This is a genomic window from Aquimarina hainanensis (genome assembly GCF_042684685.1).
GTDB lineage: Bacteria > Bacteroidota > Bacteroidia > Flavobacteriales > Flavobacteriaceae > Aquimarina > Aquimarina hainanensis.
Genome location: NZ_JBHULX010000022.1, coordinates 24,336 through 42,940, shown reverse-complemented (window position 1 = coordinate 42,940; position 18,605 = coordinate 24,336). Strand labels below are relative to the sequence as shown.

Below are 18,605 nucleotides of genomic sequence, written 5' to 3'. Positions count from 1 at the left end.
ATACATCTGTCGCCTAAGTGCTTTTATTATCGTACTATTTAAAACACGCTGGAAACCAAAAAAAGAAAGCATACACATAGAAAATTTTATGCTAGAACAAAAAAAGCTTTTTGAAAATATCTATTCATAGTGAGATAATACAGTACTTACCATCACTTACTAAAAACCACTCCTTTTTTCCGGCAATGATGTAAGGCACAATAAAATCCATCTTGACTTTTTGATATTATCCAAAAAAACAAGGGTATTTTTACTATATCTCAGGAAATAGAAAAAGTCTTCTAAATATAATTGTAGAAGACTTTTTTATTCACAGTTAGGATTATTCTTTTACAAATCTTTTAACATACACACCATTAGCTGTTTTTATTTGAAGCATATAATTTCCTGACTTTAGACCTGACACATCTACAGCACCGTTTAAATATTCTTTTTCCATAACGCGCTTTCCCGAAAAATCTAAGATCGTATAAGACATGATTTTTGAAATCCCAAATTCTATATTTAGCATATTATTTACTGGATTAGGGAACAATTTTACACTTTCCAGGTTAGGCAGCTGTTTTTGTATTGTTTTTTGTATTGAAAGTTCAGCTATTTTTCCTCTTGGGCAAGGAATATTATTGGTTGTAATTCCATATTTTCTGGCTTCTTTCCAAGGTGCACACTCATTTAAATACACCCCATGTTTTACATAATAATAACGTCTTGGCTGTAATTGATAATTAAATACTATAGGATTTGTATGGTATAGATAAGGCGCTGGTTGTTGCCACCAATAAATACTTTCTCTTACTATTTCGGTACTTGTCCCCGGAAAGTATTCTATAAGATGCCAATCGGAGTTCGGATTCGCTCCTGCCACTTGATTTACTCCTGCTACTTTTAATGTAGTCATACATACTTCATATGTAAATGCTGGATCTAATACAGGAGGAGTATTAGCCCCCCATGCTATATTAAATGCATTAGTATGACCTATAAGTGGTAATGAAAGAGTTGTATTGATGTCCGGATCAAAATCATTCGTGTTAGAAAATAAACCTCCGGTAGCATACACCTGATTACAATTCCCTGTTACGATACTTCCTACATCTCCTGATCCTCCTTTATGAATCCAGTGTATATTTCCATTAGCGGTCGCATGCCTACTTATAAACAAGCCTCCAGAAGAAGTAGTCCCCCCTGTGAGTACTCCATTTTGATTATCTACAGTAATCGTTTCTACTCGATCATATGCTGCCGTATTTCCTCCCTCTACACGCTGAAACCATCGAAACTCTCCTGAAGCCTTTAATGATACAATATATATATCTTTTAGGCCTTGATTTGAGGCAATAAAATTAGTAGCGTTTGGATCAAAATCAACAGTCGCCTTAAAAGTACCTGCGATATAGACATTTCTATTCTCATCTATAGTTATTACATTACCTTCAATTCTTTCTCCAGGTTGCACATTAGGTTGTTTATTAAATCCTTTAGCCCATACTACATTTCCATTAGAATTAACTTTCAAAACAAATGCATTTCGATTTGTTGATCCCGTTGACAATAGATTTGCAACTGTATTTCCTGAAGAGAAATCACGATAGTCTAATTTTTTAAAATAAGTCCCTGTCATATAGATATTTCCTAAGTCATCCCCTGTGATACCGTTTCCTTCTTCATGGTGAACACTACCATAAGTCCTAAACCAAATATCATTTCCTGTGGTAGGGCTTATTTTATACAAGAAAGTATCATCTGTTACTGATGACGGGGTCTGAATAGTGGAATACGTTCCTGAAAAATAGAGCTCATCTGTATCTTTATTATAAAAGATCTCACCGCCTTCATCATATCCAGAAAGCCCAAAGTTCCTAGCCCATATAGCATTTCCATTAGAGTCTAGTTTTAGTACATATACATCAGTATGACCATTAGAAGAAATACTTACATTATTTCCAAAAAAAAGTGTTCCTGAAAAAGTCCCGACAATATATATATTACTATCAGCATCTGTAGTCAGAGATTCCCCAAATGCAGTCGCGCTTTCATCACCATAATACCTATGCCACAGATAATTACCTTCATTATCTAATTTTTGGATATAAACATTTGCTGAATTATCTCCATTAGTTATTGCCTGCCCCGTAGGGCTTGGATCAAAATCAAAACTCCCATATGAAAACCCTGTAGTAAGAATATTGCCCTGACTATCTATTGTGATTCCTTCTCCATAACTAACTCCCCCTATACCTCCATATGGTGGTTGTTCATTAATAGTATGCCCCCATCGGTAACTAGGTTGCGCCAGCAAACCTGAATAACATATAGCTACAAGCATCAGTAATAATGATTGTTTTTTGCAAAAATATTTTTTTTTCATCTAGTTGAATTTAAGGATTACTCCCCAAGTATACCCTTTCCTGAATGGAAAAAGTAAATGACTTAATGAATAACAAAATAAGTTTATAAAGTATCCTAATTTTAGAGTCTTAAACATGACGACGACTAGCCTCCTTAACCATCGTTACAAATTCATTTCATTAAATCAGCTTATCATGACTTTTTCTGTTTTCTAAAAAATAACGGCAATCCTTCTCTTTAGAACCTCTAAAAAACACCTCTGCCCCTTAAGTCCTTTTATTATCGTATATTTAAGCACCTTGAAAGGCAAAAAAGAAAACATATAATAGAAAATTCTACGCTAGAATTAAATGCTTGTTATTTATTCTAGTTTTTCAGAAGCCCTTGCTTTATTTATTATAGATAGATTGTATGTTTTAGAAAATAAAAACACTCGAAAGGGGGAAATCGAAAAATCGTTTTTATTATGAAATACTTAATACTCGTTTGGGGCTGTATACTACTGATCCCTTTTTGCGGGATTGGTCAAACTGGACCTGGAGGTGTCGGAACCACTGACGGCAGTTCTTCTCTTCGTGTTTGGTTAAAATCTGACGATCTTGATGCTGATGGCGATAACACTGATAATCCTACCAATGGAACTGCTGTTTCTCAATGGTCTGATTTTAGTGGAAGTGCGAATCATTTTACACAAACAGGAGCAAATCGCCCTACCTATACAACAGGAACATTCAATGCTGTCAACTTTGATTCTAATGCAGCAACCCCTCAATTAATGAATAACAGTACAACCGGATTTTATACCAACGGTAGTACTTTTTTTGTAACCAATACGGTCAATACTGGTCCTTCTCATACTTTATTTGACAATGGCACTTTTTCCCTTAGAGCAGAACAATGGTTCAATACTAGTAGAGTTGGTTTTACCCACTACGGAGTTGCAGATTACAGCACTACTATTGCTTCTCCATTTGGAACAAACGCAATCATCTCCTATCATAAAACAGGAACTTCTTCCAATCTAGATGTAAGAGTAAATACTGCAACGCAAGCTTTAAATATTGGAGCAACCAACAAAGGAATTCCTTTTGACAGAATTGGTAAAGCAACAGCCTCTGCAGATGAAGCAAGTGGAGATTTTTTCGAAATATTACTATACAACAACAGACTTAATGCTGCCCAAATAATTATCGTAGACAATTACTTAAGTGCCAAATACGCAAATATCCCTATCCCTATTGATGTATATAATGAAGATGATATTGCGGCAGGAAATTACGATCATGATGTTGCCGGTATTGGTCGAGTTAATGCTACGAATCTGCATAATGATTCTCAGGGAACCGGAATTGTACGAATATCAAATCCTACAAACTTAAATAATGATGAATTTTTTATGTGGGGACATGACAATGGAACCTTACTTATAAACAACACTACAGATATCCCAACCGGAATAACAGCCAGGTTCGACAGAGTTTGGCGGGTTAGTGAGGTTAGCACTACTGGTACGCCCGTAAATGTAGGTGACATTGATATGCAATTCGACCTGAGCGGGATTACAGGAATTACCACTTCCAGTTTACGACTCCTGATTGACTCAGACAATGATGGAAATTTTAATGATGAAACTCCTATCTCCTCAGCAATCGATCTTGGCGGAAACACATATGGGTTTAATGGAGTAACTGCATTAGCTAATAACCTTCGCTTTACTATAGCACTAGGCAAACGAACTATTATCACAAATCGAAGAATTACATACAGAATACGAAAAAATTAATCGTATTAGAATATATTTTTACTATAAAAAAAACAAATAGCATTATAAGACAAAACAACTGATAATTAAAATATTCCTTCATTTTAAAAAGTTAGTATTGAGAATTCTTTTTTAACTTTAATAAGATTGTAAAAAAGAATCAATAAATATTATTTCAACTTTTTATTCTATTTTTGATAAACACAATAAGAAAATATGTCCACAAATACTATTGACCCCAACATATGGGTGGATAAGTACGGTGATTACTTATTCAATTACACCATTGTAAGAGTAGACGATAAAGAAATTGCTCAGGATTTAGTTCAGGAGACCTTCTTTGCCGGACTTAAATCTATGAAAAATTTTAAAGGAGAAGCTAGTGAACGTACCTGGCTGGTTTCTATTTTGAAAAGAAAAATTATAGACCACTACCGAAAGATCAATAGTAACAAAGGAAAGGCAGAAGTACGGATAAATTACAATGACAGTTCCGAATCAGAAGGAGACTGGTTAGAGGAAAAAGTAGCAGATCCTTTTGACCTTAATGCAGAAAATGAAATTGAGAATAAAGAACTAGGATTAGCAATACATAATTGCATTGAAAAACTTCCCGAAAAGCAGGCTCTTATTTTCAAAATGAAAACCATTCAAGGGTTTGATACAGAAGCCATCTGTAATGAATTTAATATTACTGCGTCTAATCTATGGGTAACAATCCATAGAGCAAGAACAGCGATGGCTGAGTGCTTAGAAAAAAATTGGTTTTAGAATTATGAGCAAGGCTAGTAAGTTTTTTATTAATTGTGAAGAAGCGAATCTCTTTTGCGACAAAGATCAATACGAGGAAGCTTCTTTCTGGGAAAAAATACGTTTGAAAATTCATGTGTTATATTGCCGTGTATGTCAAAAATATGTAATAAGAAACCGAAAACTTACTAATACTATGAAAGAGGCCAAAGTCATAACAATTAACCAGGAGGTTAAAGAAATTATGAAAAAAAGATTACAACAGGAAATGAAAAAAAGTAGCAACCAATCCATTCAATCGTAAACAATTTAAAAATCCCTAGAGACCCCCAGAATAATTAAGACATTGCTATGAAACGAAGTAACAGACTATTCATTTCTCATGAGGAAGCAAAAATGATTTGTGATAAAAATCAATATGGAGAAGCTTCTTTGCTAGAGATTATAAAATTAAACATCCGACTTATTTTCTGTGCGCTTACCAGAGCATACAGCAAAAAGAACGGAAAATTATCTGACTGCATAAAAAAGGGAAAACCTCAAACATTATGCAAAGAACAGAAAGAGGTTATGAAGAAAAATATCCTGGAGAAGATGAACGAATAATTACCTAAGCACCAGAAGGATTCCCAGCCACATAATCGGAACGCTTTCTACCCAAAAAGAGCAAAAATATTCGGATTGCTCTTTTTTAGTACCCCATAAAAACAGTAAACTTATTGCTGTAATGGAAATTGTACTTAGAATTTCGGCTGACATCAATTCTTCTTTAGCTCCCGTCAATAACAAAAAGAATACTAACAATACCCCACCAAACACCTTAGCCCTAGTAACACCTATCATCTGTGGAATTGTACCCAGATCTTCATCATCATATTGCAAATCCCTTACCTCAAAAGGCATCATCATCACAACTACAAAAAGAAACCGTTGAATTGTCTCTACTAACACATCCATATCAATGGCGATCCGCACATGAATAATTGGCATTAGTACAGAAACTCCTGCCCAAACAATCCCTATAATAAATATCTTCACCCCAGCATAACTCCTCAAATTTTTCTTATTCGGAAAAACAGGAAAAGCATACAAAACAGTTAACAAAACAAAGGGAACTAAAATCACCACAGTTCTAAGTGGCATCAGAAATGTATAATACAAAAACAACACAGCGCACGCTATGGTCAGAAAACGAATCCCTCTCATAGACCCTGTCAGTCGTTTGTGATACAACTTGGAAACATTTGCATATTTCACCAGGTTATACGCCACAATAACTCCTAAAAAACTAAAGATTAAAAACTGATAATCAATAGGTAACTCATATTTCATAAAAGTTACAACAACCAAACAGCAAACAGCAATCGCTACATGTATACTTCCATTCACATAGAAGTCAAATATTCGTTTTAAGGTTTTCACATTGCAAAGTTAAGTGAATCTGTTAATAACACCTGAAATTAGTTAAAAACTTTATTCACCCATGTTAAAATAACTATAACGTTTTAGTGATTAAATACGTATTTTTGGCGTCTAATTTTCAACTGTTTTTAGCTATGAAAACTGATTCGTTTAAACTACGCCATATCGGTCCTTCTGAGAAAGAACTGGATAGCATGTTAGATACTATAAAAGTAGACTCCGTAGATCAATTAATCTACGAGACTGTCCCTGATGATATTTTATTAGATAACCCCTTGAATCTTCCACCTGCTTTAAGCGAACAGGAATATTCTGCAAGCATGCTGAAATTAGCTGCGAAAAATAAAATCTTTAAAACCTTTATTGGATTAGGATATCACGAAGCTTGTTTACCTGCAGTAATCCAACGAAACATTCTGGAAAATCCAGGATGGTATACTGCTTATACTCCGTATCAGGCAGAAATTGCACAAGGACGATTAGAAGCGTTATTAAACTTCCAGACGATGATCTGTGATCTTACAGGAATGGAACTGGCAAATGCTTCTCTTCTGGATGAAAGTACAGCAGCAGCAGAAGCAATGACGATGTTATTTGCTGTCAGATCCAGAGATCAAAAGAAAAACAACGTTTCTAAGTTTTTTGTGTCAGAAGAAATTCTACCACAAACCCTATCACTTTTACAAACAAGAGCTACCCCATTAGACATAGAACTAGTTGTTGGTAATCATGAGGAATTTGATTTCTCTGATTCTTTCTACGGAGCAATCCTTCAATACCCTGGAAAATCAGGACAGGTATACGACTACGCTGATTTTACTAAAAAGGCTCATGAAGCAGGAATCAAAGTTGCTGTAGCAGCAGATATTCTGAGCTTGGTAACCTTAAAGTCTCCAGGAAGTTTTAATGCAGATGTTGTTGTAGGAACTACTCAGCGCTTTGGTATTCCATTAGGATACGGAGGACCACACGCTGCTTATTTTGCAACAAGAGAAGAGTTCAAGCGAAATATCCCTGGAAGAATTATTGGTATTACCCAAGATACAAATGGTAATAGAGCCCTGAGAATGGCACTGCAAACCAGAGAACAGCACATAAAAAGAGATAAAGCAACCTCTAATATTTGTACTGCACAGGTATTATTAGCCGTTATGGCAGGAATGTATGCCGTATATCACGGTCCTAAAGGACTTACCTATATTGCTAATAAGGTACATTCATACACCCATACACTAAGTCAGGAATTAAAAAAATTAGAGCTACAACAAGTAAACGCTACTTATTTCGATACAATTACATTAAAAGCTGATGCTGCCAAGACAAAAGAAATAGCAGAATCAAAAGAAGTAAATTTCTACTACCCAGATAATGAAACTGTTTCTATTTCTCTAAATGAAGCTACTACAATAGATGACATCAATACTATCCTCTCTATTTTTGCTCAATTAAAAGGAAAAACAGCAACTAAAGTGAATAACATAGATGTTCAGACAACAACCCTTCCTGATCATTTACAAAGAACTACTGAATTCCTTACGAATGAAGTATTCAATGCATATCATTCAGAAACTGAATTAATGCGTTATATCAAAAAATTAGAGCGCAAAGATCTATCACTGAATCATTCTATGATTCCATTAGGCTCATGTACAATGAAGCTTAATGCCGCATCAGAGATGCTCCCATTAAGTAATCCGCAATGGGGAAATATTCACCCTTTCGCCCCGGTAGCACAAGCACAAGGGTATCAGGAAGTATTAAAACAATTAGAAGACCAATTAACAGAGATCACTGGATTCGCAGGAACTTCATTACAACCAAACTCAGGAGCGCAAGGAGAGTTTGCTGGACTAATGGTTATCAGAGCATATCATGAATCCAGAGGAGATCACAACAGAAATATCTGTCTTATCCCATCTTCAGCACATGGTACCAACCCTGCTTCTGCTGTAATGGCTGGAATGAAAGTAGTAGTTACAAAAGCTACTGAAGAAGGAAATATAGATGTAGAAGATCTACGAGAGAAAGCAATCAAACATAAAGACAATCTGGCAGCTTTAATGGTTACTTACCCTTCTACTCATGGAGTGTACGAATCAGCCATTAAAGAAATCACCAAAATCATCCATGATAACGGAGGACAAGTATACATGGATGGAGCCAACATGAATGCACAGGTAGGTCTGACTAACCCAGGTGCCATTGGTGCAGATGTCTGTCATTTGAACCTTCATAAAACATTCGCTATACCACATGGCGGTGGCGGTCCTGGCGTAGGACCTATTTGTGTAGCAGAACAGCTAGTTCCATTTTTACCTGGTAACCCTGTTATTCCTTCGGGAGGAGAAAAAGGAATTACCGCTATATCTTCTGCCCCATGGGGATCAGCATTAGCCTGCCTTATCTCATATGGATACATCACTATGTTAGGAGCAGATGGACTAAAAAGTGCTACTATCCACGCAATCTTAAATGCGAATTATATCAAAGAAAGACTAGAAGGTCATTATCAAACCCTTTATTCCGGAGAAAGAGGACGTGCTGCACACGAAATGATTCTGGATTGCAGGCCTTTTAAAGCACACGGTATCGAAGTTACGGATATCGCTAAGCGATTAATGGATTACGGATTCCATGCTCCGACAGTTTCATTCCCTGTTGCCGGTACTATTATGATAGAACCCACAGAAAGTGAAAACAAAGCTGAGTTGGATCGTTTTTGTGATGCTTTAATAGCAATTAGACAAGAGATAGCAGAAGCTACCGCAGAAAACCCGAATAATGTATTAAAAAATGCCCCTCATACACAGGCTATGCTTACGGCTGACACTTGGGATCTACCATATACCAGAGCGCAAGCTGCCTATCCTCTTCCGTATATTGCAGACAATAAGTTCTGGCCATCTGTTCGTCGTGTAGACGATGCCTATGGAGACAGAAATCTGATCTGTACATGTGCTCCAATAGAGGCTTATTTAGAAGCATAATACCAGTTATATAATCTCCACAAAAAAGGCTAAGTGTACACTTAGCCTTTTTTATTATTTTTCACTGATAAACCAAAAACAATTTCCCTTTCCCCTATTCCTCTTCGTCCATTCCCTCTTGAACTATAGAAATAATCTTACTTCTCACATCTTCATCATCGAGATAATGTAACAATGCTTCTTTCAGAAAATCTCTTTGTCCGTATAAAACGTCCGGCTCTTCTGCCAACTTTGCTCCCGGTTTCAGCATCTTTCCTTTACCCGTAACTAGCCATACCGGATTTAACTCTGTATATAAATTGATTATCTTTTCTATAAAATCACCTCCAATATTACTATTAACAGATTGTAACCTATGCAAATAACCTGCACTAGCACCGATCGAAAGACTAAAACTCCTCAAGCTTACCCTTCTAAATTCTGCAAATGCAATTACTCTATCTAAAATTTTATTCGGTTTATCCAAAATAACTATATTTTATTTGTTTATATATACTATTTTATATAGTTTTGTATACAGAACTATAACATTTCGTTCACAAATATAGTCATTATCAATATAATATTAGCCAATAACCCATGATAAAACCGGAAGAACGCGACTCTATTATTAAAATAATCGGGAGCAAACACGTAAAAAAGATTCAAGATCACTTATCCAAAAACAACATTACAGCACCAAATAACAAACCTTATTCCAAAACGATCATATCGTACATTTTATCTGGAAAGAGAGAGAATGAAGTCATAGAGAATGCTATCATTGCATTTGCCCACAGTAAAATGCTTGAAAAAGAAAAAAATCAAGAAATCAAGGACTTACTAACGAAAAAACATTTAAGAAAAACATAAACTTTTCTTTAAAAACACACAAAAAAGAAACCGAACCTTATGATTTATCAGTACAATTCACACAGCTTTTTATTTCAACTTTTGGATACAGAAAAACAGCATAAACAAAACTTGCCCTTTTATTTTTGGACACACATTTGTTTTAAAAAAGTAGCACATACATTCAATAACATCATAAATAAAATATTACACACAGATAATTTTAGATAAAAAAAACAAAAAAACTCCACTATAAAGAAAAAATTATATAAAGAAGATTGTCCTGTATCCCCTTCATAACTCCGTAACCCTAGTTAGAATACCGGGCAATCTTTTCAAAAAACTATCAGATCTTTCTACAAAAAATGAAATATCTCCATTTTAAACTCTATATTTCGGCTATCATATAAGAACTATATCATGTACGAAGGGAGTTTTCCTCACAAACGCTACAAAAAAACATTAGAATTTCTACGCAAGCATGTTCCTGCTCCTGTTTCTGTTCTTGATCTCGGAGTAGAAAATCCTTTTGTGGAGTTCATGAAAAAAGAAGGGTATACCGTGACCAATACAAAAGGCGAAGATCTCGATATTGACACCTCTTCTCTTTCTCAAAAAACAGAGGTTGTTACTGCTTTTGAAATTTTCGAGCATCTTTTATCTCCTTTTACCGTTTTGCAAAACATCAAGGCGGATAAATTAGTAGCTTCGATCCCAATGCGACTATGGTTTTCTCCTGCTTATCGAAGTAAAACTGATCCTTGGGACCGTCATTACCATGAATTTGAAGCCTGGCAATTCGATTGGCTCTTAGAAAAATCCGGCTGGGAGATCAAAGCAACAGAACAATGGACACATCCTGTAAAAAAAATAGGTTTCAGACCTTTACTTCGTTTTTTTACTCCTCGGTATTACATTGTATACGCGGAGCGAAAAAAGCAATAGTTCTGCTAAAAAAAGTTTACATTGAGAGTATACATTATCATACCCGCATATAACGAAGAAAAATACCTCAGCGCTACACTGGACTCTTTAATAAACCAGACAGCTCCTGCCAGTAACATTGTTATTGCCGATGATAACTCTACAGATAACACTGCAACTATATGCAAGTCTTATGTAGAAAAACACCCAAACATCAGCTATATCAAAACTTCTGAAACCGGAGACCACCTTCCCGGAAGCAAAGTTATTAATGCTTTCTATCAGGCATATAATTCTATTGATCAGGAATACGATATTATCTGTAAATTTGATGCTGATTTGATCTTCCCTTCTGATTACCTAAAAACGATATGCACTGCTTTTACAGAAGATCCTGCCGTAGGAATGGCAGGAGGTTTTTGTTATATCCAGAAAAACGATACCTGGGTACTAGAAAATTTAACCAACAAAGATCATATCCGAGGAGCATTAAAAGCATATAGAAAATCCTGTTTCGAAGCAATCGGAGGCTTAAAGACTGCTATGGGATGGGATACCGTTGATGAGTTACTGGCACAATACCATCAGTGGTCCATAAAAACAATCGAAACACTACATGTCAAACATCTAAAACCTACGGGACATACCTATACCGCCAAAGCCAGGTATAAACAAGGGGAAGCTTTCTACAAAATGAGATATGGTTTTATAATTACCGTGATCGCTTCTATCAAACTGGCACTATTAAAAAAGAAACCTTTACTGTTTTTTGATTATATCATCGGCTTTTTTAAAGCTAAACAACATAAATGTTCATATTTGGTATCTAAAAAAGAAGGGGCATACATCCGCTCCCTGAGATGGAAAAAAATTAAAGAAAAAATATTGAGATAAACAGCTTCAATACAGAAGCACAAAACTATTTATTGCAAAATAATTATCAATCGTATCATCTTTTGTTATTTCAAATAAAAAAGAGCTCAACAGTTTGTTGCGCTCTTTTTCCTTCTATAGTATATTGTTATCTATTCTAATATAAAAGAAAGTACCTCTCCCGTTGCTCCGTTAGGAAATGATATCCCTAATAAAGCAGCAATAGTCGGTGCTATATCTGTAATTTTGGTTTCCATTGTTGTACTCCCCTTTCGCACTCCATTTCCGTAGAAAAACAACGGAGCATGTGTATCATATGTCAATCCACTACCATGAGTAGACCCTGTATGAGAATACACAATGGTAGCCGGATCAAAGACAAAAACGATATCTCCACTTCGTTTTTGATTATACCCTTTCTGGATTCTATGTGCAATCCCTTCTGAGTAACTTGTTCCTTCTAACTGACTTCTCGTGTATACTTTTTCTATTTCTTTTTGCTGTAAAACAAAATGAGCCAATGCACGCTCTAAATCTGCAATGGAAATTGCATTTTCCTGTAATACTTTATAATCAAAAAAGAGCTGATTATTCGATATGTTTTTAATAAGTCCATCAACCTTATACATTTCCTTCACAAACGTTTTTACTGCTGTCTGAAACGACTTCATATCAAAGTAACCAGCAGGAATTTTTACAGACTGCAAATAAGCAGGTACATGCACTGCTCCGTGATCCGCAGTAAGGAATAAAGTATATGCTCCTTTGCCTACTTTTGCATCCAGCGCTTCGAATAGACGTTTTAGATCCCTATCCAATCTTAAGTACGTATCTTCTATTTCTTTGGAATTTACACCAAAGTTATGCCCTACATAGTCCGTACTAGAGAAACTAACCGTTAGAAAATCAGTAATTGCATCACGCCCTAAATCCTCTCCATCAATTGCCGCAATCGCAAAATCTGCTGTCAGACTATTCCCAAAAGGAGTTGACTTCAGAATATCATATCCTCCATTTGTCTTTCCCAGTTTCTTTAAATCATAAGGAAAGGTTGCTGTTTCTTTTCCTTTAAATCCTCGTTCATATGCATTCTGATCTGAACCACTTTCTGTATAAGTACTTATATCAAACAACGTATTCCAGGGTTTCATATAGGCATCAACTTTCTTAGCATCATTAAACTTTTGTACCCAGGCTGGTAATTGATCTACATAATAGGAACTCGTTATCCAGTTTCCTTCCTTACTCCCCTTAAACCAATAGGCTGCATTTGCCGTATGACCAGCCGGCAGAATTGCTCCTCTATCTTTTAGGGAAACTCCGATGGTTTTTCCTTTCATTTGTGTATGCAATCGATTCTGATCTGCAATACTGGTGGTTTTCATTCGATGCGGAGACATCTTACCTGCTACACTCTCAGTTCCTACAGGTGCTACCGAATCATCTCCCGCACAATACACCATCTTCTCTTCGAATTTATTATACCAGTTATTGGATATGATTCCGTGATTCTGAGGAGTTGTTCCTGTATATACAGAAGCGTGTCCCGGTCCTGTATAAGTCGGCACATAATTAAAGTGATTGTTTTTACAATTAAAACCTTGTGTTACTAATCGTTTAAACCCTCCTTCTCCAAACCTCGCATAAAAGCGTGTGATATAATCATATCGCATCTGATCCACCACTACTCCTACCACTAACTTAGGAGTACTGTGTAAGTTGACCGGTGTATTCGAATCAGTTATTTTCTTCTGAGACATCCCAGAAAACACGCCTATTATAACTAAAACGGCGAAGAGTAATTTGTTTTTCATTATTTCTCTGAATTTAAAGCTCAAAAATACCATATAAATAAATGCAAAACTTTATTAGTTCGTTAAAAGCGCTCGATATTTTTTTTCTATTTTAGCCTTTCTAATTAAGAACACATGTTTTATTTGGATGACATAGGTCGCTATGTTTTAATGTTGAAAGGGGTTTTTAGTCGAATGACCAAAGGCGCTGTACTAAGAAACCTTATTCTCAAAGAAATTGATGATCTTATAATGGGATCGCTGGGAATTACAATATTTCTAGCTTTTTTTATCGGTGCTGTTGTCGCTATACAAACAGCCTTAAACCTAACCAACCCTTTAATCCCTAAACAACTTATTGCCTTTGCCTCCAGACAATCTGTAATTCTGGAATTTGCGCCTACTTTTATTTCTGTTATTATGGCTGGAAAAGTAGGTTCATTCATTACTTCCAGTATAGGAACTATGCGTGTAACAGAACAAATTGATGCTTTGGAAGTGATGGGAATAAACTCCCTGAACTACCTCGTGTTTCCTAAAATTATCGCTATGCTAATGTACCCTTTTGTGATTGCCATTGCTATGTTTGTAGGTATTTTTGGAGGATATATTGCAGGGGTTTACGGTGGGTTTGTATCTAGTAGTGAATTCATTTCCGGGTTACAAGAAGACTTTATTCCATTTCATTTGGTCTATGCTTTTATAAAAACTTTTATATATGCCTTTTTCCTGGCAACCATCCCTTCTTTTCACGGATATTATATGAAGGGAGGAGCCCTAGAAGTAGGTAAAGCGAGCACCTCCTCTTTTGTCTGGACAACAGTTGTTATCGTCATCGCTAATTATATACTCACGCAATTGCTATTAAGCTAATGATAGAAGTAAAAAATTTACATAAAGGTTTTAACGGAGAGAAAATCCTCAAAGGGATCACCACTTCTTTCGAACGTGGTAAGACAAATCTGATTATAGGAACTAGTGGTAGTGGTAAGACAGTATTTCTTAAATGTCTTCTGGGACTTTTTACTCCAGAAGAAGGGAGTATCTGCTACGATGGAAAAACCTATTCTGATCTGGGCTCAAAAGAACAAAGAGACCTCCGGGAACAAATGGGAATGGTATTTCAGGGAAGTGCCTTATTTGATTCCATGACTGTCGAAGAGAATGTTATGTTTCCTCTAATGATGTTTTCTAAACAGAGTAAATCCGAAATGTTGGATCGTGTTCATCAGGTTATAGACAGGGTGCACCTGGAAAATGCTAATAAAAAACTCCCTTCCGAAATTAGTGGAGGAATGCAGAAAAGAGTTGCTATTGCACGAGCGATTGTCACCCGACCTAAATACTTATTCTGTGATGAACCAAACTCTGGACTTGACCCCAGAACAGCTATTGTCATTGATAATCTCATCAAAGAGATTACTGAAGAGAATGATATTACTACTGTCATCAATACGCACGATATGAATTCCGTAATGGAAATCGGAGAGAAAATTATCTTTCTACAAAAAGGTCACTTAGAGTGGGAAGGAAATAAAGATCAAATATTCCTAACAGATAACAAAGCCGTTACTGATTTTGTGTATTCTTCTAACCTGTTCAAAAAAGTAAGAGATGCTCAGATAAAAGGGCTATAACAATATTCAACCTATCAATTAAAAAAAGGACTAGTGTTAACTAGTCCTTTTTTTATTCTATGCATTGACAATACCTGACAATTATTTAATCAATAGGGTATCGACTTTCATTTCTTTAGTAATCCACTCTCTTAATTTGTCTTTTCTTAATTGATTCAAACTATCAGAGACCTGAAATTTCCATATAGGAAAAAGAACCTTTACTGTATCTACTTTAATAAAATTAGACTGCAACACCTCTCCATATCCTAACTCCTTTAGATCCGGGAATCTAATTTTAGCATCTTTTGCAATCGTACTATACGGCAATCCTACTACAGGAGTTACTTTGGCTTCTTCTAGCTGAGTCTCGAGGTCTTTGATCCTATTTTGTAATTCTTCAATTTCAGCATTTAACCCTTCTACAATATTCCTGCTCTTACTCAATTCTTCTCGTGTATCTTTATACGCATTAGAAAGCAATTCATAACTCTTGGTATCACTTCCTTTTATCTTTAGTTTTACATCTTTCAAACTTGGATACAACGGATTACTGGAAATCTCATTCAACAAATCACTTTTTGTCGCTTCTGTAATTTCATTATAAAAATTAAGGAATAATGTCTGTGTTTTAAAATTCGCATCCCAATCAATCAGCATCAATGATTTATTAGACTTCACTTCATTAGTCACAAAGTTTTTAGTCTGGCTATCAAACTTGCTTTCTCTATAGACATCAATAAATGTCAAGATCGCAGGAATCATTACTAAAATTGCTACAAAAGAAGCGATTCTGGCTATTAATTTTCTACGAGCTGAGTTGGCATACCTAAGCATCGGGAATCTCAGTAATTTCAATACCAGGAAGGTAGCAAGCCCAATAAATATGGTATTGATTATAAACAGGTAGATTGCCCCCAGAGCATATCCATATTTTCCTACTGCCAGACCAAACCCTACTGTACATAAGGGAGGCATCAGGGCAGTAGCAATTGCTACTCCAAAAATTACACTGGCAATGGTTCCTTTTTTTGTTCTGGCAATAATTAATGCCAATCCCCCAAAAAATGCTATCAGTACATCTCTGATATCAGGTCGGGTTCGCGCCAATAACTCTGATGATTCTTCTCTTAGCGGGAAGAAAGTAAAAAACAAAAAGGCTGTAAATACACTCAGCACCACCATCACCCCAAAATTAATAAGTGATTTTCTCAAGGTATCAATATCATTTACCGCAATAGACAGCCCCATTCCCAGAATAGGTCCCATTAACGGAGATATTAACATGGCTCCGATGACTACGGGAATCGAATTCGCGTTCAATCCTACCGATGCGATAAAAATCGAACAGATCAGAATCCAGGCGGTTGCCCCTTTGATCGAAATATCTTTCTTTATTGCTTCTACAGTACTCTCCCGATCTGTATCATCTCTAAAGTCTAATAACTCTCTTAAAAAACTAAGGATACTAACAAAAAGTCCTTTGGCATCTTTTTTTACTGCTTCTTTTTGTTCTTCTACTCGTTGTTCTTTTTCCTGATCGTTTAAATCCTGTGTATTTTCTTCCATAATTATCCGAATTGGTTGCCGTATTTCTCTACTACTTTTTTAAGAACTCCTTTGATATCCTGCTCTTTCTTTTTAGGATAGATCAATAGTACTTCTTCCTTGTCTACAATAATGTAATCTTCTAATCCATCCACTACGACTACCTTATCTGTAGCGGTTCGGATCATATTCCCGGAAGCATCTTCTGATACCACACGAGCATTTACCACTGCATTTTCTGCCGCATTCTTATCCAGTTTATCATATAAAGAACCCCAGGTCCCCAGGTCACTCCAGTCAAAAGTAGCTGGTAATACGTATACATTATCTGCTTTCTCTAAAATAGCATAATCAATAGATATATTTTCTGCCAACGGATAATTTTCCTGAATAAAATCGTTCTCCTGCTCAGTATTATAGACCATTGACCCTTTGCGAAACAATGCAACCATATCTTTTTGAAATTTTTCAAAAGCATGGATGATACTTCTGGCACTCCAGATAAAGATTCCTGCATTCCACAGATAATTCCCCTCTGAGAGAAACTGTTTAGCCGTTTCGTAATCTGGTTTTTCAGTAAACTGGGTTACTTTTTTTATAGCTGTTTCTTCTTTCTCATACTGAATATACCCATAACCTGTATTAGGAAAAGCAGGTTGAATACCCATCGTCATCAGAATATCTTTTTTAGCACATGCATCAAAACTTTTTTGAAGTCCCGCTATAAAAGCATCTTCATTTTCTATCCAATGATCACTTGGCGCTACTGCCAATAAGGCATCTGGATTTTCTTTTTGTATTTTCAAAGCTGCATACAGAATACACGGAGCTGTATTCCTCATAGCCGGTTCTGTAACCACTTGTCTTTCTTCTACTTCTGACAATTGCTCTAATACTAGTGAGGCATATCGTTCATTGGTAAGAATAAAAATATTCTGAGCAGGAATAATTTTAGTCAATCTGGCAAATGTCTTTTGTATCAGTGTCTCTCCTGTTCCCAACATATCGTGAAATTGTTTGGGAAACGTCGTCGTACTGACTGGCCAAAATCTAGATCCAACTCCGCCTGCCATTAAAACGGCATAATAGTTTTTATTCATACTTAGTCTAATAGTTCTACTTCTGCATTTGGATTAAAAAGATACATTCTTCCGGTACTAACCTCCATACATTCGTATCTTTTTACGCGTTTATTACCTTTTTGAAAGATCTTCCCATTATAAATCCTAAACTGGCTTCCCAAAGGTAATTCAAAGATATAATTTTTATCATTTTCCGGATCGAATTGCTTTAATGCTATCGACATCTTCTCGTCGGTATCACTGCTCGCTCTTGGGTTCTTAAAATGATTTGCTATCACCGGCAATAACTTAGACGGAAAAACCTCTGGATTAATATACGGCAACATCAAGTGCTGAAAAGTCCGTTTCCATTCCATTCCATGGGGTTTTATATGCCTGCCATATTTCTCAAACGATACCAGATGTGCTATTTCATGAATAAGTGTAATCAAAAAACGATATTTATTCAATGACGCATTTACTGTAATCTGATGTCTTCCATCCGGCATTCTTCTATAATCACCATGTCTGGTCATTCGCTCATTGACTATTTTTAAATGCACATTGCATTTTACAATCAATGAAAATGCTGGTTCTACTGCCCGTTCCGGAATATATCTAGTAAGAATTTCTTTCACGGTTGCAAAATACAAAATAAAGCGCACCTTAGCGATACGCTTAGTCCATAA

Annotated in this window: 17 protein-coding genes; 10 read left to right on the top strand and 7 right to left on the bottom strand. The window is 35.9% G+C overall.

Annotated elements, in window-relative coordinates; translation table 11 throughout:
• Positions 1 to 322: 322 nt before the first annotated feature.
• Positions 323 to 2,368 carry an SBBP repeat-containing protein gene (locus ACFSTE_RS12340; protein WP_378253326.1) on the bottom strand — a complete coding sequence of 682 codons (2,046 nt, stop codon included), beginning with the start codon at positions 2,366 to 2,368 and terminating at the stop codon, positions 323 to 325.
• Positions 2,369 to 2,815: 447 nt separating this feature from the next.
• Here ACFSTE_RS12340 and ACFSTE_RS12335 point away from each other — a divergent pair, with 447 nt between their 5' ends.
• The 4 genes from ACFSTE_RS12335 (at position 2,816) to ACFSTE_RS12320 (ending at position 5,467) form a co-directional block, all read left to right on the top strand.
• Positions 2,816 to 4,132 (top strand): hypothetical protein, encoded by a 1,317-nt coding sequence (locus tag ACFSTE_RS12335; protein ID WP_378253324.1) that lies wholly within the window; start codon positions 2,816 to 2,818, stop codon positions 4,130 to 4,132.
• 195 nt (positions 4,133 to 4,327) lie between these two features.
• Positions 4,328 to 4,882, top strand: coding sequence for a sigma-70 family RNA polymerase sigma factor (locus ACFSTE_RS12330; protein ID WP_176027287.1), 555 nt, complete (start codon positions 4,328 to 4,330; stop codon positions 4,880 to 4,882).
• A gap of 4 nt (positions 4,883 to 4,886) precedes the next feature.
• Positions 4,887 to 5,165 carry a hypothetical protein gene (locus ACFSTE_RS12325; RefSeq protein ID WP_176027288.1) on the top strand — a complete coding sequence of 93 codons (279 nt, stop codon included), beginning with the start codon at positions 4,887 to 4,889 and terminating at the stop codon, positions 5,163 to 5,165.
• A gap of 47 nt (positions 5,166 to 5,212) precedes the next feature.
• Positions 5,213 to 5,467, top strand: coding sequence for a hypothetical protein (locus ACFSTE_RS12320; RefSeq protein ID WP_176027289.1), 255 nt, complete (start codon positions 5,213 to 5,215; stop codon positions 5,465 to 5,467).
• Here the strand turns inward: ACFSTE_RS12320 and ACFSTE_RS12315 are convergent, their stop codons facing one another.
• Positions 5,468 to 6,283, bottom strand: coding sequence for a hypothetical protein (locus ACFSTE_RS12315; RefSeq protein ID WP_176027290.1), 816 nt, complete (start codon positions 6,281 to 6,283; stop codon positions 5,468 to 5,470).
• Positions 6,284 to 6,417: 134 nt separating this feature from the next.
• Here ACFSTE_RS12315 and gcvP point away from each other — a divergent pair, with 134 nt between their 5' ends.
• Positions 6,418 to 9,270, top strand: a complete 2,853-nt coding sequence (gene gcvP / locus ACFSTE_RS12310; RefSeq protein WP_176027291.1) for an aminomethyl-transferring glycine dehydrogenase — start codon at positions 6,418 to 6,420, stop codon at positions 9,268 to 9,270.
• A 94-nt stretch (positions 9,271 to 9,364) separates the two neighbouring features.
• On the opposite strand, the gene ACFSTE_RS12305 is transcribed toward gcvP, so the two are convergent.
• A complete protein-coding gene (locus ACFSTE_RS12305; RefSeq protein ID WP_176027292.1) occupies positions 9,365 to 9,736 on the bottom strand; it encodes a hypothetical protein in 372 nt (123 codons plus the stop codon).
• Between the two features lie 113 nt (positions 9,737 to 9,849).
• Between ACFSTE_RS12305 and ACFSTE_RS12300 the strand changes: the two genes are divergently transcribed.
• The 3 genes from ACFSTE_RS12300 (at position 9,850) to ACFSTE_RS12290 (ending at position 11,919) form a co-directional block, all read left to right on the top strand.
• Positions 9,850 to 10,122 carry a hypothetical protein gene (locus tag ACFSTE_RS12300; RefSeq protein WP_176027293.1) on the top strand — a complete coding sequence of 91 codons (273 nt, stop codon included), beginning with the start codon at positions 9,850 to 9,852 and terminating at the stop codon, positions 10,120 to 10,122.
• Positions 10,123 to 10,521: 399 nt separating this feature from the next.
• Positions 10,522 to 11,046 carry a methyltransferase gene (locus tag ACFSTE_RS12295; RefSeq protein WP_176027294.1) on the top strand — a complete coding sequence of 175 codons (525 nt, stop codon included), beginning with the start codon at positions 10,522 to 10,524 and terminating at the stop codon, positions 11,044 to 11,046.
• Positions 11,047 to 11,067: 21 nt separating this feature from the next.
• Entirely contained in the window at positions 11,068 to 11,919 is an 852-nt protein-coding gene (locus ACFSTE_RS12290) for a glycosyltransferase family 2 protein (protein WP_378253320.1), read from the top strand.
• 131 nt (positions 11,920 to 12,050) lie between these two features.
• Here ACFSTE_RS12290 and pafA read toward each other — a convergent pair whose 3' ends face one another.
• The gene (gene pafA, locus ACFSTE_RS12285; RefSeq protein WP_378253318.1) at positions 12,051 to 13,712 is read right to left on the bottom strand and encodes an alkaline phosphatase PafA; all 1,662 of its coding nucleotides are present in this window, start codon (positions 13,710 to 13,712) and stop codon (positions 12,051 to 12,053) included.
• 114 nt (positions 13,713 to 13,826) lie between these two features.
• Here pafA and ACFSTE_RS12280 point away from each other — a divergent pair, with 114 nt between their 5' ends.
• Positions 13,827 to 14,564 carry an MlaE family ABC transporter permease gene (locus tag ACFSTE_RS12280; RefSeq protein ID WP_176027297.1) on the top strand — a complete coding sequence of 246 codons (738 nt, stop codon included), beginning with the start codon at positions 13,827 to 13,829 and terminating at the stop codon, positions 14,562 to 14,564.
• The gene (locus ACFSTE_RS12275; protein WP_176027298.1) at positions 14,564 to 15,328 is read left to right on the top strand and encodes an ABC transporter ATP-binding protein; all 765 of its coding nucleotides are present in this window, start codon (positions 14,564 to 14,566) and stop codon (positions 15,326 to 15,328) included. Before ACFSTE_RS12280 ends, ACFSTE_RS12275 begins: the two co-directional genes overlap by 1 nt.
• 81 nt (positions 15,329 to 15,409) lie before the next feature.
• Here ACFSTE_RS12275 and ACFSTE_RS12270 read toward each other — a convergent pair whose 3' ends face one another.
• From ACFSTE_RS12270 to ACFSTE_RS12260, 3 genes are read right to left on the bottom strand one after another with little or no spacing between them, the layout of a single operon-like run.
• Positions 15,410 to 16,876 (bottom strand): DUF389 domain-containing protein, encoded by a 1,467-nt coding sequence (locus ACFSTE_RS12270; protein WP_176027299.1) that lies wholly within the window; start codon positions 16,874 to 16,876, stop codon positions 15,410 to 15,412.
• A gap of 2 nt (positions 16,877 to 16,878) precedes the next feature.
• Entirely contained in the window at positions 16,879 to 17,955 is a 1,077-nt protein-coding gene (locus tag ACFSTE_RS12265; RefSeq protein ID WP_176027300.1) for a mannose-1-phosphate guanylyltransferase, read from the bottom strand.
• Between the two features lie 2 nt (positions 17,956 to 17,957).
• Positions 17,958 to 18,554: a SprT-like domain-containing protein gene (locus ACFSTE_RS12260; RefSeq protein WP_176031016.1), complete on the bottom strand. Its 597-nt coding sequence runs from the start codon at positions 18,552 to 18,554 to the stop codon at positions 17,958 to 17,960.
• Between the last annotated feature and the right edge of the window lie 51 nt (positions 18,555 to 18,605).

Excerpts from the sequence above, each read along its gene's own strand:
- ACFSTE_RS12340 (WP_378253326.1), bottom strand. The coding sequence starts at position 2,368 with ATGAAAAAAAAATATTTTTGCAAAAAACAATCATTATTACTGATGCTT.
- ACFSTE_RS12335 (WP_378253324.1), top strand. The coding sequence starts at position 2,816 with ATGAAATACTTAATACTCGTTTGGGGCTGTATACTACTGATCCCTTTT.
- ACFSTE_RS12330 (WP_176027287.1), top strand. The coding sequence starts at position 4,328 with ATGTCCACAAATACTATTGACCCCAACATATGGGTGGATAAGTACGGT.
- ACFSTE_RS12325 (WP_176027288.1), top strand. The coding sequence starts at position 4,887 with ATGAGCAAGGCTAGTAAGTTTTTTATTAATTGTGAAGAAGCGAATCTC.
- ACFSTE_RS12320 (WP_176027289.1), top strand. The coding sequence starts at position 5,213 with ATGAAACGAAGTAACAGACTATTCATTTCTCATGAGGAAGCAAAAATG.
- gcvP (WP_176027291.1), top strand. The coding sequence starts at position 6,418 with ATGAAAACTGATTCGTTTAAACTACGCCATATCGGTCCTTCTGAGAAA.
- ACFSTE_RS12300 (WP_176027293.1), top strand. The coding sequence starts at position 9,850 with ATGATAAAACCGGAAGAACGCGACTCTATTATTAAAATAATCGGGAGC.
- ACFSTE_RS12295 (WP_176027294.1), top strand. The coding sequence starts at position 10,522 with ATGTACGAAGGGAGTTTTCCTCACAAACGCTACAAAAAAACATTAGAA.
- pafA (WP_378253318.1), bottom strand. The coding sequence starts at position 13,712 with ATGAAAAACAAATTACTCTTCGCCGTTTTAGTTATAATAGGCGTGTTT.
- ACFSTE_RS12280 (WP_176027297.1), top strand. The coding sequence starts at position 13,827 with ATGTTTTATTTGGATGACATAGGTCGCTATGTTTTAATGTTGAAAGGG.
- ACFSTE_RS12275 (WP_176027298.1), top strand. The coding sequence starts at position 14,564 with ATGATAGAAGTAAAAAATTTACATAAAGGTTTTAACGGAGAGAAAATC.
- ACFSTE_RS12270 (WP_176027299.1), bottom strand. The coding sequence starts at position 16,876 with ATGGAAGAAAATACACAGGATTTAAACGATCAGGAAAAAGAACAACGA.
- ACFSTE_RS12265 (WP_176027300.1), bottom strand. The coding sequence starts at position 17,955 with ATGAATAAAAACTATTATGCCGTTTTAATGGCAGGCGGAGTTGGATCT.